Here is a 15,522-nt window from a genome sequence, read left to right as displayed (position 1 = left end):
TATTTACCAAGGTGTTTTTAACATCGTGTTCGACGACTATGGAAAGTAGGTACAGCTCTTGTTGAATAAGCTGCCCTAAAATACGTCTCAAACAATTTTTCGATCTATGGTAAAACGCTCTAGAAACGAGCACCTACCGTAATGCCCACTGTGCGTGGTGCGCCCACGTTAACCGTGCGGCAACCGCAGCTAAACGGCGGGTTAATTAGCTGACCAACTACATAATCTTTGTCAGCTAGGTTTTTCGCCCATAAGTCCATGTAGTAAGTTTCTGCGTCATAACGGATCCGCGCGTTAAATAAGCTAAACGCTTCCTGTTTATCTAAGTCCGTATTGCCACGGTCAAAGTAAGTATCTGAACGATAAGACCAATCCAGGCGAGTCGTCAGATAGGCATCACCAATGGTTTTGGTGTATTCAATACCGGTATGTGCTGTCCATTCAGGTGCATAGTTCAAACGGTTACCTGAAAAATCTGTCGGCGGAATATCAATAGAATATTCATCATAGGTGGCATCTAGGTAGCCCACTGAACCATCGACTTTAAAGTCCTCGGAAGGTTGATATTTGTATTCCACTTCGACACCGGTAATGGTTGATTGCGCAGCATTGTCTGTTAACGGGCCATCGCCGGTTAAACGAAATACCTGCAAATCTTGATAATCGTAATAAAATGCCGTTAAGTTCAGCATCACTGTGTTATCGAAAAAAGTATTTTTAGAACCGATTTCATAGGTGTCCACAAATTCGGGGTTATAGGGAACTTGATCGCCATTTTCGTCGCTAGCACCACCATTAAAATCATAGCCGCCCGACTTATAACCGTGGGCATAACTGGCAAAAACAAGATTTGTTTTGGACAGTTGATAATCAGTACTTACCCGATAACTCGGTTCGGTAAAGGATGTTTTGCCCGTATCTGTGCCTTCAGGGCCAAGCTCGCCTGATAAAAAGCGCACATTATTAACGAGGTCTACTTGGCCGCCAGTTTCTCGTGTTTGCTCTTTTTCATCGCGGGTATAGCGCAAACCACCAGTAACAGACCATTGGTCAGTCAACTCGTAAGACAGCTGAGCAAACAAGGCCGTTGAATCTACCTCGTGGCTGGCCATCCTAAGCTGACGTATACCACCTCCACCTGCCACGGCATCCTCTCCCAAATCAACGTCCAGAGGCACTAACCCAGTTGGAACCATAGTTTCGAATCGCTCCGTGAGCTCTTCATGGTAATAGTAGGCACCTAAAATCCATTGAAAGGGGTCATCGGTTTGGGAAATTAGGTTTATTTCTTGGCTATATTGCTCGGCGCTATTCTGACGATGGCGGGTTTCAATCGCTAATTCAGAACCGTCAGCATCAACTAAAATTTCGTTGTCGTTGGTTTGATAAGAAGTAATGGCTTTAAGCAACAGATCATCCGACAAACTTACTGTGGCATCAAAGTCCATCCCCTGAATCAAGGTATCCACGAACTCGGGGGCGTTTTTTCTGATTTCATGCAGATCATTAGGAAATGGCAATATACTCTCGCCAGAAGGTGTGGTGACTAAGTTGTATGCATCAGCAAGTACAGCCGCACCTGCTCCAGCATCTGAAACACCGACTAAATAATTGCTGGGGTAGCCATTTTCAGTGCTAATGTCCGTCCCTAAATACTGCGATCCAGGCCCCGCACCGCCATTTTTTGAGAAATAGCCACGTAGTAATAATTCATCCCCTGCATCGTTAACATATAAAAGCTGAGCACGTCCGCTTTGCGAGTCTTTATCATCCACATCCCGTCCACTTTCATACAAGTTTTTAATATAGCCATCGTGGCTTTCGGTCATCATGGTCACTCGCGCATACAGGTTGTCTGTAAGGGGCACATTTACTACGCCACGTACACGCTGCTCGTTATAGTTACCAATGGTAAAATCGGTATAACCTTCCACAATGTCAGTAGGTTTCTTAGTAATGATATTAACAGAGCCACCCGTTGCGTTACGTCCGTACAGCGTACCCTGTGGGCCGCGCAGTACCTCTAATCTGTCCACATCAAACACGTCACCGGCAGCCGCTGAATTTCGCCCAACATAAACACCATCAATGTGCAGTGCAACACCTGGGTCGCCACCACCAACTAGGGTTTCAGTACCCACACCACGTAGTGTTACGCGTGCCACGTTCTGCCCTGCTGACTGCACCGAGAAGTTGAGATTAGGCGTAGACTCTTGAATACCCGCAAGCGAAGAAGCCCCTTTAATATCAAGTTGTTGTTGTGAAAAGGCAGTCACCGAAAGGGGAATATCTTGCATACTTTCAGAACGTTTGGTCGCAGAAACCATAATCACTTCAATGCCTTGTGACTCTTGTGTGTCTTGCGCTTCGGTTGTTACTTGCTTTGTGTCCGTGCTATTTTCTTGAGCACTAATATTCAGAGGGTTAAAAACGCTGGCTATGGATGTCGCTAACAATAGTAATTTGAATGGGGCTTTCACCGTGTGTTCTCCTTGGATTTTATTATTTAAGTTGAAGACAAATTGTTTAATTCATTCTTAAAATAGCGTCCAAGTGACTCACCCAATTTGGCGCTACCGTTTACCTCAACCAAAACAAAATTTACAGTTGAGTTACATAAAATTCACAAATGGACATTACGCTGGCTTTAACCGCCAATCAATACACTCGTTTCGTATAGTGAAACAGTCGAATATTTAATATTTCGGCCAATGTGAAAGTGAGAGAACTCTATTGGTGGATGTTAGGAGGGTGATTTTTCGTCAACCCCATTCGATATTTGCTATGAGTTAGCGGAGATTTTGGCATAGAGTAAGATAAGTAGCAGAGTGATGAGAGTAATTATGTCAGCCAATTTTCACGTAAAAACAGATGGTCAGGTGGTATCTATCAGCATTATCGGCCAATGGTCAGAACAAGTAGCATTAAACTTTGAGAGGGAAATGCACCGAGTCATCCCGACTGTTTCCGCTAGAAAATTCGCTCACTTAGTGTCATTTGAACAATGGGAACTTAGCACACCGTCTGTTGAGCCAATTATCAAACGCGTCATTGGTTGGTGTGTCAGTCAAGGTATGTGTGCAGCTGCAGAAGTATTCAGTACTGATGTACTTAAAGAATACTTGCTCAACAAATCCGTCGAGGAAGTCAGAGACCATGTCACGATCCGTCGTTTCAGTAGCGAATCAGACGCCCGAAAGTGGCTAGCTGAAATGGGCTTTGAAACGCACGCATCTCAATCGATAAAAATGTAAGTTTCAGAGGCGTTTATTCTCGTATGATACGCTTATAACGCTCATCAAAGTGTCTGAAACCTAATATAATTGTCTCAATCTATGATGTTTGGATACTAAATCTGTGTTGTTATAAAAAAGTCTGACTCTTAATGCCTATAATATTATAATAAAGTTTGGCGTTTAAATTAATATTGTAATAAAAAAGTTTAACGCTTAAGTGCTTTTTGTAATAACAAAGTTTGTCCGCTATATTTACTTAGAATGCTGTTTCAATCATCTTCTATATTTTAAATTCTTTCCTGTACGAGCATGATAATGTTTTTAACTCTGCATTACTCAGTAAACTGACAAATAGGTTTGAACACATTAGAAATTAGTCTAGGGTTGACAAACGGTGCGTACATTATTGTTACGTAAGTTAACTGATGCTTTGCACTAGATAAATAATATTCAAAAAAAGCTAATTTTATTTAAGGTAGTCGGTTTATGGGGAAAATATACAAGTACTTCAGTCATGATGTCATTAATTTAGTTTTCAGCAGAGAAGAATACTGTGGGGTAAAGTGCTCTTTACCATGCGACTACAACGACCCATTCGAACTATTTTTGGGAATGGATTTAAACACTCCCTCTGAACAGTTAGCTTTCTATAAAGATATTGTTGGAGGGATCCCACAAAACCCGACGACATGTTTTTCTAAATCACCGGTCGTCTCACCAATGTGGGCACATTATGCAAACAACCATTCAGGCTTTGTTCTCGAATTTGATTTAGATGGTCTGATAAAGCACTTTGAGGGAAACCCAATTTGGGATGTTAGTTACCGCAAAGCCCCTCATGAAAACTTAAAAAATATTCTTCAAAGAGCTGCGGTTCTGTTGAAGCCTAGATATTCATATGATCTTCAGCAGTTTGTTTTTACAGAATCATATTTTTCCAAATATGATGAATGGAGTTATGAGCGTGAATGTCGTTTTGTAGATATGAAGAAAATCACTGAAAATGTGGCTGGCAATAGTATTCTTTTCATACCCACCGAATTTGTTACTTCAATCATCGTTGGTACAAATTTTCCTCAAGAGTCTATTGAGTCCAGTCTCAGTCTAGCTGATGAAAATGGTTTTGACTGGTACCAACTATTCAAAGGAAAAAGTTATCCTAAACCGTATATGAATAATGAATGCAACGATACTTTCATTTTTGAAAATAACCGAATTGTCGCGACTAACCAAACTTGTCAGTCTTGTTCAGAACCATTAATCAATGACACCCCCCTCTGCCCTTGGTGCAGTATAACTGAAGCTCATGAAGAAGTTGCTGCTCAAAGTAACCCATTCAGGATAATTGACTCTATTGGTGGATTAGACGATTACATGAAAGCAATGGGTAAGATTGGTAGATAAACTAGCATGACAAAAAACTTACAAAAATTTTATGTGGAACGGACAATGTAAGTCGGGGAATTCCAGCCTACATGATTTAATTATCACGAAACGTTTGTATTGCGGGACTTTGTTCTACTGATTGTAATTGCAACTTAAAATATTCATATAACCGTTCAGATGATGAGGCACATACCTTGGCAACTTTATTGCACCAGTCTATATAACCTATCTTGCGGTCAAGCGCCCATAAGGTAGGAATCGAGGATACATTGGATATTATGTCTGCTAATTTGATTATTCGCGCTTCATTACTACCTGTTGCAACCTGATTTAGTAGTGCTATTTTTTTATCATCAGAATTGGTTGCTGAATCACACGTCAGTTCTAACACTATCTTTGAAACTTCATCCCCAAATAAATAGTTAACACCAATACTGGTAACCTCAGTGTCTTCCAAGATGTCATGTAAAACTGCTGCTATTAGCGTATTTTCATTGCTACTTGATTCGTAAAACTGAAGGATTTGCGTCACTTCAATTAAGTGGTTTAGATAAGGTTCGCCAGTACTCTTGCGTTTCTGGCTTGCATGATGCAAAGAGGCAAATCGGATTGCAGACAGTAAAGAGGGGGTATGCTGATATCCATATAGTTTTGCGCTAACAACGCAACGGATATACGTTTCATAAGGCTTTATCTCATCTGTAGTGGTGTGTTTAATAGGTAATATTGATAAGACAACAGCGTGTAAGTTACCATCCCTAAGATTGCTATTCGAAATCAAGCATTGATATTCGCTTGGCAACTCAAATAAGTCAAAATTCCCTAGACCGGCATAGAATCCGTATAAATATTTCCTGTGTTCTGGGCTGTAGTAAAGAGATTTATCTGCTATCCAGTTACTGATATTTTTTAATGCCATTTTAAGACTTACATTGTGCCTCATGACTTCTCCCGTCTAACTTTCTTCCACTAAGCTGAATCGAACTTAAGTAGCCAGACTTGATGCATACATTAGAAAGTTAGCAATGTAAGTCCACGTTTTTTCAAAGAGCGTTTTGTAGCCAAATATTAATTTATGGTAGCTAAACGGTCAACAATAAAATAACGTAAACCATTGTATTTTATGCAATTTAAAATAAATGATTGACAAAATATCAAAGAATAATTCTAACTGCCATATTTAATAGGAAGATTGCGCCACAATGTGGTTAATTGACATTTAACGCTCACGCTTATCATCCCAGGATTCAAGAACGAACAAGGCAATGGTGTGAGCAGAATGTATTGCAAGACGTGCATGGCGAGGTTTCAGTTTATAAACTCTTCTACCTTCTCCATGGGCTGAACTGGCATGAGTTCTAAAAGCTCCAATGCCATCCACGATAGATAAAATGCCGGAAAGTACTCTTTTGAGATCATCATCTTGGACAAGTTTTGTATCGAAGCCCAAGTCAGCCCTGACGACCTTCCAGACGTTTTGAAGATCTTGCTTTTGCGGTTTAGGTAGACCTTCATCCGTAATATACACTTTAAAAATGGACTCAAGAATATTGCATGCCGCAGAAACCGCTTCCCTTGGTTCTGAATTTACTTTTGACAATGCTCGATCAAACTCTGCCTCTATTGAAGGAAGATCTCTCCCTTTTATTAAATCTGATAATGATCGACTTGGTGCCGAGCTTCCATCAGAAATAATGCCGCCGCTAAGGTAAGTTAAGTTACAACGCTCAAGTGTATTGCGAAGCTTTACCTTGAGATCTTGTTTTTGGTCGCTAACATTTACACCCCAAGATACTTGATCCGTATCTTCGTCGTCTAGCAACTCCATGTACGGTTCAATCAGCTTACCCAGAATGATCAAAGGATAGTTAGACTCTTTATTTATACGTCGCAACCACTGCTGCACCTTAACAGGCTTTGAGCCTTCTGGTGGGTCGCCAGGCGCGTCCGCATGCATGAACAGATTGTTTAAACTCGCGTGAGATTCGATATTGTGCAAATTATCCGAAAGCACAGCAATTATTGGTGCTGGAATTTCTTTCTTCATGAATCCTCCATTGATATTTCAAAGACTTCCAAAGCCAATGTTAACCTGTTTTAATAAATACTGCTTCAGAGCTTCAAAAAAGTATAATCCTAACGAGAGTTAAAGTACCCAATTTGAGAATGACAAGTTTACGGCAGAATGAGCCATACACCTTCAAATTGCATGGAGAGTTTGTGGCAATTACCGTCAGTCATAGCTATTTTCGTTAACTCAATATCGATTGAGCGAATGGGTCGTCGCTTAATTACTTCTGGCAATCGGAAATGCTGAGTAAGTTAACACTCAAATGATGGTGCGATGTTGATGGGTACTTGCCATATGTAGAATTAAGGCAGAAAACGAAGTAGCGGTTACCTTTTCTATTTTCAATTGTTGAATCCTCTAAAATCTGAATAGAGACGGCCTTTCGAGTTATCAAATCTATATCCTTATGAAAACTTAGGCAAACGTAAAACATCAAAACTTGTAGATATTAGTATCACTCTTAAAGCAACTGCAATACCCCGCATTCTTTAACTTTTCTATTATCTGCGCATGCCGAAGCCATGTCAGATAAGGTAAGCTTTAGCTCCTCAAGCTCTGCAATGCGATGTGTGACGTCAACCATGTGTTGATGGATCAAATTGTTCACACTAGAACAACTTTTATCGGGATTATTTTTGGTATCCAACAGTTGTTTAATTTCTATTATGGTCAAATCTAATGAGCGACATTGTTTAATGAATCGCAGTGCTCTCAACGATGATGCGTCGTAAATTCTGTAGTTGCCTTCACTGCGATTGCAAGCCTCAAACAAATTCTGTTTTTCATAAAAACGGATCGTCTGAATAGAACACCCACTTTTTTTTGATAGCTCACCTATTTTCATAAACGTGCCTTTGTGTTGTTGACTCTATACTAGGTATAGACTTTACACTGTACCTACAGTATTTGGAATAAGAGTTAAATAATGAGTGGTTGCGGCTGTGAAGTGGAAATCAAAGATGCCTCACAAAAACGGGTTCTGTATTGGCTGCTCGGCATCAATGCGGTGATGTTTTTCGTTGAGATGACTGTGGGTATTTTGGCTGACTCTACTGCTTTGATAGCAGACTCTATGGACATGCTAGCGGATGCGGTTGTATACGGCATAGGTATTTATGCTGTGGGTAAATCTATACTTCACAAAGCCAAAGCTGCACAAATCAGTGGTTACTTTCAGCTATTGTTGGGCGTAATTATTCTCATTGATATTACCAGAAGGTTATTCTTGGGCAGTGAGCCTATCTCATCACTAATGATAGGGATTGGGTTCATTGCACTAATTGCAAACGTCGTTTGCTTGGTGATTATTCGTAATCATAAAAACGACGAAGTACATATGCGAGCCAGCTGGATTTTTTCGGCCAACGATGTCATCGCCAACATAGGTGTCATTATCGCCGGAGTTTTAGTGGTATGGCTTGATAGCAGAGTACCGGATTTGGTTATCGGCTGTATTGTGTCGATTGTCGTGCTGCGCGGAGCGTGGATGATCCTGAAAGACGCCAAGCAAGAAGTACTTAATAATAAACTAGCTAAAGGTAAAGGGGGTGATTCACTATGACATACAATAAAGCCGTTAAGCCGCATATCGATTCCAAATTAATAGATTACTCAGATGCAATGTCTAACAATAATGAGAGGCAGGCATTTGCAGCGCTGGAGGATGCGCATGTAATTGGTCAGCACTCTACTTATTATCATTGTTTAATTCATTGTAAAATGCTGCGACATGGTCTTCTAAACAAAGATTGGAGAGCCGTTTTTGGACAAGTAATAAGAATAGTTGGTGCTGCAACCAAAACAGCTATCGGCCTTGTACCCAAAGGGAATACAGGTGGCACTGACATCAGCCCCTTTAAGCGACTGCCAATCAGTGCTGAAAATAAAGCGATATTGGACAAAATCAACCATGCATAATCATAACCACAGTCACAGTGATAACAGCGCATCAAAACGTATTGGCTGGGCATTTTTCTTGAATGTCGTGTTCACTATCATTGAATTTATCGGCGGGTGGCTGACAAACAGCACGGCTATTATGGCCGACGCAGTGCATGATTTGGGCGATAGTTTATCCATTGGCACCGCTTGGGGCTTAAATAAACTCAGTGATAAAGAAGCAACCAATACATTTTCCTATGGCTATAAACGCTTTTCACTTCTTGGTGCATTGATCAACGGGTTAGTTTTAACGACTGGCTCAATATGGATCTTATTCGAAGCTATCCCAAGGCTTTCAGCACCCGAAATGCCGCAGGTCGAAGGCATGTTACTCTTGTCAATTTTTGGCATCGCCGTTAATGGATTTGCTGCGTATAAACTTAGCGAAGGGAATTCTTTAAACGAGCGTATCTTAAACTGGCATTTGCTTGAAGATGTTTTAGGTTGGGTGGCAGTGCTGATCGTATCGATTGTGCTGATGTTTAAGCCATGGCCAATTTTAGATCCTATCTTATCTATTGGCTTCACGTTATTCATTTTATTCAATGTTGTCAGAAATCTAAAAGAAACCTTATTGTTATTCTTGCAAGCCACGCCCGATGCTAAGCAGATGGAAGAAGTGCGTAAAGTGCTCATGTCAAACGATGATGTGACGGATATACATCATTTTCATATCTGGTCTTTGGACGGTGAACATAGCGTCATGACGGCACATGTGGAGTTGAAACAAGATGTTTCGGTTTCTCAGTTGAGAACACTTAAAGACGAACTTCGCCAAGGCCTTGATGAGTTTGATTTTGTGCACACTACCATTGAAATTGAATTTGCCAATGAAGATTGTCGTGATGAGTAATGTAATGATTGAAATACTTTGTTTCGGTTGGTCGATTGGTCTTAGTTCGATTACCTGTTAATATGAAAAAGATGAGAGTAGATAGATATGTTTAGTGTAAGGGTGACAAGCTACCTGTTGATTTCGCTGATTTTGTTTCAGTCGTTTTCTGCTGTCGCCAAGTCCTTGGATTTTCATGCTATCGACTCGCAACATCTCAACGAAATACACGAGCATCAGTTAGGCGATAATATCGCTTCTGAAAAGCCGCAGGTGCAACTAAAATCTATCGAACATCCCGATACTGATAACGCCCCCATAGATGTTTCTCACAATCCTGCTGATTGCCACCATTGTGGTCACTGTCATGGAACCCATGCCCAATGGCTTGGAAATAACACCGCAATTGAACTTGCTTCTGTTGCCACCCATCACGGTTTCTATTACTTATCAAAAGTAATAGATGCACCGGTCACGCAATTACTACGCCCACCTAAAGCATAACCCTGAACTAATCAAACACCGTTCGCCAACTGCTTGGCGATATATATTTTTGATAATTTAGGAATAAAACAATGATGCATTTTTCATTGAGTCGCCCTGTGCGTGCGCACGCTTGGGTGATTTCCACGATGCTTGTCCTTTTGACAACACACACCGTGGTAGTAGCACAAACAAACAGTATCACCAATCGCGAAATGACCTTGCAAAGCGCCATACAGCGAACATTAGCGAATTCGCCCGAGTTGCATGAGTTCACATATAGGCAACAAGCGATTGAGGGAGAAATTAAAACTGCTTCTCTCAAACCTGCCCTCAACGCAGGCATTGAAGTGGAAAACTTCTTAGGAACAGACGAGGTCTCTGGCATTAAGGACACCGAGCTGACTCTCACATTGTCGTCGGTCATTGAATTGGGCAATAAACTCAACTCACGTAAGGCGTTTGCTAAGGCGCAATCCACCTTAGTCGAAGCGCAAAAACAAGTGCATACCTTGGATGTACTGGCTGAAGTGACACGTCGCTACATCGATGTATTGGCGCAACAAGCGTTAATTGACGCGCAAAAAGATGCAGAAACACTTGCTCGATATACCTATCAGGCTGTCGCAAGACGCGTGGATGCAGGTGCTTCCCCTGCATTTGAACAGAAACGCGCTGAAGCGGCTTTAGCAAGAGCTAGACTGGATGTGGTGACGGCACAGCAAACTAAGCAAGGCATGATAAATAGTCTGGCTATTATGTGGGGGGAAAAAGATCCCTCTTTTACTGATGTGGAGGGTGACTTATTTGCGCTGCAATCGTCTCCTTCGTTAACCGCGCTTTTTACCACCTTATTGGACAGCCCCAATCTTGAGGTCTATACGCAAGGTTCGAGATTGCAGGCATCTCAAGTCCGTCTTACTCAAGCAGCTAATCAATCGGATTTAAGCTGGACGGCTGGTATCAGGCGCATGAATGGCATAGATGAAACAGCCTTTGTAGCAGGCGTGAGTATGCCTCTGTTTGCCGGTGACCGAAATCTTGGCGAGTACGAAAAGCAGCGGGCAATTCAGGCACAGCTGGAACAACAAAAAGAGTCAGCGACGCAAAGCCTATACCATCAGCTAAATATGGCCTTGATTGTCAGAAACAATGCGCTGCTCAATGTACAGACACTGCAAAACTCTATTATCCCACCCTTAGTCCAAGCGCTGGAATTAGTAGAACAAGCCTATATAAACGGTCGATTCAGCTACCTTGAATGGGTGAGTACACGTCAAGAACTACTCAATGCCAAACAAGCCTTAATTCAATCAGCGAAGCAAGCTCATCAGCGTGGTGCAGATATCGAATCACTGACTGCACAGCCTCTTGTGGATACGATCAACAGCTCTTTTTCGAGAAAAACAAAATGAACAAAAATATATTAATTAAGAAGCAAAACACTCTGTTAGTTTTCATTGTTTGCAGTGCGTTGGGATTTTTTTCAAGCACCACAATACAAGCATCAGAAGGCGAACATGGTAAAGAGGAAGCCCATAAGGATGAACGCGTATTCATGTCGGATAGCATGGCGCAAAAAATGGGCATAATGACGCAAAGTGTGCAAACGGGTAGTCTCAATATCACCACCACTGTCTACGGAAATATCGTGACCGACCCTGCTTCACTGAGTCATGTGCGTGCACGATTCGACGGTATGGTGACTAAGGTCAATGCAAATTTAGGTAACAAGGTAAAAAAAGGCGAGACACTGGCGGTAGTTGAATCCAACGAAAGCCTGAAAAGCTATCCCGTCGCCGCGCCGTTTTCAGGCACCGTGATTGCCAGACATGCCAATGAAGGTGAGTTATCTAATGGCCAAGTGTTATTTTCAATCGCAAACTATGATGACGTGTGGGCACAGCTTAAAATTTTCCCACAACAGCTATCAGATATAGCAGAACAGCAACCTGTTCAGCTTAGCCTGTCAGGGGCAGCGTTAGACACCACTATCCAACATATCTTACCCTCACCCGATGAAAAGCCTTATGTCTTGGCGTATGCCAAAATAGCTAACACCTCAGGTCAGTGGCCGGTTGGCGCAGCTATCAAAGGCCTTGTCACAATCAACACCCTTGATGTCGCCATGATGGTGCCTAAAACGTCGATTCAAGAGTTTGAGGGGGCTTCTGTTGTGTTTGTCGAAGAAGGTGACGAATACCGTCCCGTACCCGTTACCTTAGGTCAACAAGATAACCACAATATTGAAGTGTTATCAGGTCTGCACATTGCAGATGTGATTGTCAGCCAGAACAGCTACTTGTTTAAAGCCGATTTAGAAAAGTCGGAGGCCGGTCATGACCACTAATAACTCAATGCAATTTACTTGGTCATGCGTCTCAGTTATTGGGGGACGAACACATGATTGAATCCATATTACGTTTATCCATAGAGCGACGAGGGATAATGCTGATGTTGATCTTCCTTGTTCTGGGCATGGGGATATTCAGTTATCAAAAATTACCTATTGATGCAGTACCCGATATCACCAACGTGCAAGTGCAAATCAATACACAAGCATCGGGCTATTCGCCTTTGGAAACCGAGCAGCGGATCACATTCGTAGTAGAAACAGCACTGGCGGGATTGCCTGATCTGTCCTACACCCGCTCTTTATCTCGCTACGGACTATCTCAGGTAACAGCGGTATTTGATGAAGGTACTGATCTGTATTTTGCGCGTAATCTCATCAATACCCGATTAGGTGCAATCAAAAGTCAGCTACCTGAAGGGTTAGCGCCTGAAATGGGACCTATCGCTACTGGGTTGGGCGAAATCTATATGTATACCTTGCGAGCCAAGCAAAATGCCATGCAAAAAAACGGTGAGCCGTACGATGCAATGGCGCTTCGCGAGATACACGACTGGATTGTAAAACCGCAGCTCGCACTGGTTAAGGGGATCACTGAAGTCAACGCCATCGGTGGGTACGTAAAACAATATCATGTGAATCCTGAACCACAGAAAATGCTGAATTTTGATATTGGTCTAAGTGATATCCATCGTGCGCTGGAGCGAAACAACACGAATCAAGGTGCGGGGTTTGTTGAGCGAAATGGGCAACAAATACTGGTGCGCTCACAAGGTCAACTACAGACACTTAGCGATATCGAAAATGTGGTAATAAAACGCATTAATACCGTCCCCATTGCGGTGAAAGACATTGGCAGTGTAGCTATTGGTAAGGAGCTGAGAACGGGTGCGGCAACGCAGGAGGGTGAAGAGACCGTTTTAGGTACAGCAATGATGCTAGTTGGCGAAAACTCACGAGCCGTTGCTCAATCCGTTGCCAAAAAGGTGAAGGACATTCAATCCAGCTTACCTGATGGTATTGTCATTGAGCCAGTCTACGACCGCACCCTACTGGTCGATAAAGCTATCGACACGGTTCAAAAGAATTTAGTGGAAGGTGCATTATTAGTCATAGTGATCTTGTTCATATTGCTTGGCAATATTCGCGCCGCGCTCATCACTGCGGCAGTTATTCCGCTAGCGATGTTGGCAACCATCACAGGCATGGTTAATACCGGTGTCTCTGCCAATCTGATGAGCCTTGGGGCATTGGATTTTGGATTAATTGTCGATGGGGCGGTGATCATCGTAGAGAACTGTATCAGGCGGTTATCCGAGTCTCAAAAACGCACAGGCGGAGTCTTACCACTTAAAGAGCGGCTAGAACTGGTTTTTCAAGCAACCAACGAAGTCATTCGTCCTAGCTTGTTCGGTGTATTGATTATTACTGTGGTGTATATCCCGCTGTTCTCATTGACAGGCGTTGAGGGCAAGATGTTTCAGCCAATGGCGGCAACGGTCATCATGGCGCTGATAGCAGCGATGCTGTTCTCCATTACCATTGTACCAGCGGCAGTCGCGATGTTTATGGGCGGTAAAGTCAGTGAAAAAGAAAGCTTCATTATTGTTGCAGCCAAATCCGCCTATCGCCCCATCATTCACCTTGCACTGAAATTACGCTGGATAGTGCTTGTCGGCTCAGTCGTGCTAGTAGTAGGCAGCTTATGGTTGGCAACGCGACTAGGCTCTGAGTTTGTTCCCCAGCTTGACGAAGGAGACATCGCACTGCACGCCATGCGAATACCGGGCACAGGTATTGAACAAGCCGTCGCAATGCAAAAAACACTTGAATCTACCTTGATGGAATACGAACAGGTACTTACAGTGTTTGCGAAAACCGGTACAGCAGAAGTAGCTACCGATGCGATGCCGCCCAACGTAACCGATACCTTTGTTATGCTAAAACCACGAGCGCAATGGCCTGATCCTGACCTATCAAAAGCGGATTTCGTGGAAACTCTTGAGCGAGACTTACAAGCGGTGACAGGTAATAACTATGAGTTTACCCAACCTATCCAAATGCGCTTTAACGAGTTGATTAGTGGGGTAAGGGCTGATCTGGGTATAAAAGTCTTCGGAGATGATTTAACCACGCTTGTTGCCTCTGCAAACGACATCTTAACGGTTTTGCAATCAATAGACGGCGTGGCGGATGCACGACTTGAGCAGGTCGATGATATCCCTATCTTCACTATCAACCCTAAGCCAGTCGAGTTGGCACGTTATGGATTGGACGTCGCCGATTTGCAGGAGTGGTTGGCTTCAGCTATCGGAGGTAATACCGCTGGCTTAATTTTTGAGGGAGATAGACGATTCGAGTTGCTTGTGCGATTTGATGAAGGTATCCGCACAGACTTAGATGCCATTGGCAGCACTCCTATTATTACATCCGATGGGGAATTTGTGCCGTTATCAGAAGTCGCTACGCTGGGTTACTCGTCTGTTCCCAATCAAATCAGTCGAGAAAACGGTAAGCGCAGAGTCGTGGTTACCGCCAATGTCAGAGAACGCGACTTAGGGAGTTTTGTTGACGAAGCAAAAATCAAAATAACCGAACAGGTTTCACTGCCAGCAGGCTACTGGCTGGATTATGGCGGCACGTTTGAGCAGCTTGAAAGTGCCAGTCAGCGACTGTCTATCGTGGTGCCGGCCACGCTTTTCCTGATACTTGTGTTACTAGTGGTGGTGTTTGGCTCATTTCGTGATGCCTTGATCATCTTCACTGGTGTGCCTTTAGCCTTAACAGGGGGTGTTTTCGCACTCTGGATGCGTGACATGCCACTGTCTATATCTGCCGGAGTCGGGTTTATTGCGCTCTCTGGTATTGCGGTACTAAACGGCTTAGTGATGTTGTCATTTATTAAACAGCGAGTACTAGAAACAGGTGACTTGATTAACTCAATCGTTGACGGAGCTATCACAAGATTGCGTCCGGTTCTGATGACGGCACTGGTAGCAAGTTTAGGTTTCATCCCCATGGCACTGAATGTCGGGACTGGCGCTGAAGTGCAAAGACCGCTAGCAACGGTGGTGATTGGCGGGATCATCTCGTCCACCATCCTAACATTGGTCGTTTTGCCTATTTTGTATCGGATGATGCATTCGAAATCAATCAAAGTGTGATTGTTTTAGGCACCGTATTGCAGAAGATACGGTGCTCTTTATCTTTAAAGAACACA

At 42.9% G+C, this 15,522-nt stretch carries 13 protein-coding genes; 9 read left to right on the top strand and 4 right to left on the bottom strand.

The window, feature by feature from the left end; translation table 11 throughout:
* Nucleotides 1-119: 119 nt before the first annotated feature.
* Nucleotides 120-2,480, bottom strand: coding sequence for a TonB-dependent receptor (locus tag GMES_RS13530; protein ID WP_006993277.1), 2,361 nt, complete (start codon nt 2,478-2,480; stop codon nt 120-122).
* 363 nt (nt 2,481-2,843) lie between these two features.
* Here GMES_RS13530 and GMES_RS13525 point away from each other — a divergent pair, with 363 nt between their 5' ends.
* Both GMES_RS13525 and GMES_RS13520 read left to right on the top strand, forming a co-directional pair.
* Entirely contained in the window at nt 2,844-3,254 is a 411-nt protein-coding gene (locus GMES_RS13525) for a hypothetical protein (RefSeq protein WP_006993276.1), read from the top strand.
* Nucleotides 3,255-3,722: 468 nt separating this feature from the next.
* The gene (locus tag GMES_RS13520) at nt 3,723-4,640 is read left to right on the top strand and encodes a DUF2971 domain-containing protein (protein WP_006993275.1); all 918 of its coding nucleotides are present in this window, start codon (nt 3,723-3,725) and stop codon (nt 4,638-4,640) included.
* 76 nt (nt 4,641-4,716) lie between these two features.
* On the opposite strand, the gene GMES_RS13515 is transcribed toward GMES_RS13520, so the two are convergent.
* The 3 genes from GMES_RS13515 to cadR all read right to left on the bottom strand — a co-directional run bounded on the left by GMES_RS13515 (nt 4,717) and on the right by cadR (nt 7,537).
* Nucleotides 4,717-5,565 (bottom strand): HD domain-containing protein, encoded by an 849-nt coding sequence (locus GMES_RS13515; RefSeq protein WP_006993274.1) that lies wholly within the window; start codon nt 5,563-5,565, stop codon nt 4,717-4,719.
* Nucleotides 5,566-5,841: 276 nt separating this feature from the next.
* Nucleotides 5,842-6,669: an abortive infection family protein gene (locus GMES_RS13510; protein WP_006993273.1), complete on the bottom strand. Its 828-nt coding sequence runs from the start codon at nt 6,667-6,669 to the stop codon at nt 5,842-5,844.
* 484 nt (nt 6,670-7,153) lie between these two features.
* Nucleotides 7,154-7,537 carry a Cd(II)/Pb(II)-responsive transcriptional regulator gene (cadR, locus tag GMES_RS13505; protein WP_006993272.1) on the bottom strand — a complete coding sequence of 128 codons (384 nt, stop codon included), beginning with the start codon at nt 7,535-7,537 and terminating at the stop codon, nt 7,154-7,156.
* 81 nt (nt 7,538-7,618) lie between these two features.
* Here cadR and GMES_RS13500 point away from each other — a divergent pair, with 81 nt between their 5' ends.
* The 7 genes from GMES_RS13500 to GMES_RS13470 all read left to right on the top strand — a co-directional run bounded on the left by GMES_RS13500 (nt 7,619) and on the right by GMES_RS13470 (nt 15,466).
* The gene (locus GMES_RS13500) at nt 7,619-8,254 is read left to right on the top strand and encodes a cation efflux transmembrane domain-containing protein (RefSeq protein WP_006993271.1); all 636 of its coding nucleotides are present in this window, start codon (nt 7,619-7,621) and stop codon (nt 8,252-8,254) included.
* A complete protein-coding gene (locus GMES_RS13495) occupies nt 8,251-8,610 on the top strand; it encodes a DUF3703 domain-containing protein (protein WP_006993270.1) in 360 nt (119 codons plus the stop codon). Before GMES_RS13500 ends, GMES_RS13495 begins: the two co-directional genes overlap by 4 nt.
* The gene (locus tag GMES_RS13490) at nt 8,603-9,487 is read left to right on the top strand and encodes a cation diffusion facilitator family transporter (protein WP_006993269.1); all 885 of its coding nucleotides are present in this window, start codon (nt 8,603-8,605) and stop codon (nt 9,485-9,487) included. Before GMES_RS13495 ends, GMES_RS13490 begins: the two co-directional genes overlap by 8 nt.
* An 87-nt stretch (nt 9,488-9,574) precedes the next feature.
* The gene (locus GMES_RS13485; RefSeq protein ID WP_006993268.1) at nt 9,575-9,970 is read left to right on the top strand and encodes a hypothetical protein; all 396 of its coding nucleotides are present in this window, start codon (nt 9,575-9,577) and stop codon (nt 9,968-9,970) included.
* Nucleotides 9,971-10,041: 71 nt separating this feature from the next.
* A complete protein-coding gene (locus GMES_RS13480) occupies nt 10,042-11,364 on the top strand; it encodes a TolC family protein (protein WP_193362993.1) in 1,323 nt (440 codons plus the stop codon).
* Nucleotides 11,361-12,299, top strand: a complete 939-nt coding sequence (locus GMES_RS13475) for an efflux RND transporter periplasmic adaptor subunit (protein WP_006993265.1) — start codon at nt 11,361-11,363, stop codon at nt 12,297-12,299. Before GMES_RS13480 ends, GMES_RS13475 begins: the two co-directional genes overlap by 4 nt.
* A gap of 53 nt (nt 12,300-12,352) precedes the next feature.
* On the top strand, nt 12,353-15,466 hold the full coding sequence (locus tag GMES_RS13470) for an efflux RND transporter permease subunit (protein ID WP_039987448.1): 3,114 nt from the start codon (nt 12,353-12,355) through the stop codon (nt 15,464-15,466).
* Nucleotides 15,467-15,522: the final 56 nt, after the last annotated feature.

It is taken from the genome of Paraglaciecola mesophila KMM 241 (assembly GCF_000315015.1).
Taxonomy (GTDB): Bacteria; Pseudomonadota; Gammaproteobacteria; order Enterobacterales; family Alteromonadaceae; genus Paraglaciecola; species Paraglaciecola mesophila.
The sequence above is the reverse complement of the archived record's forward strand: the minus strand, read 5'-3'. Positions and strand labels throughout refer to the sequence as shown.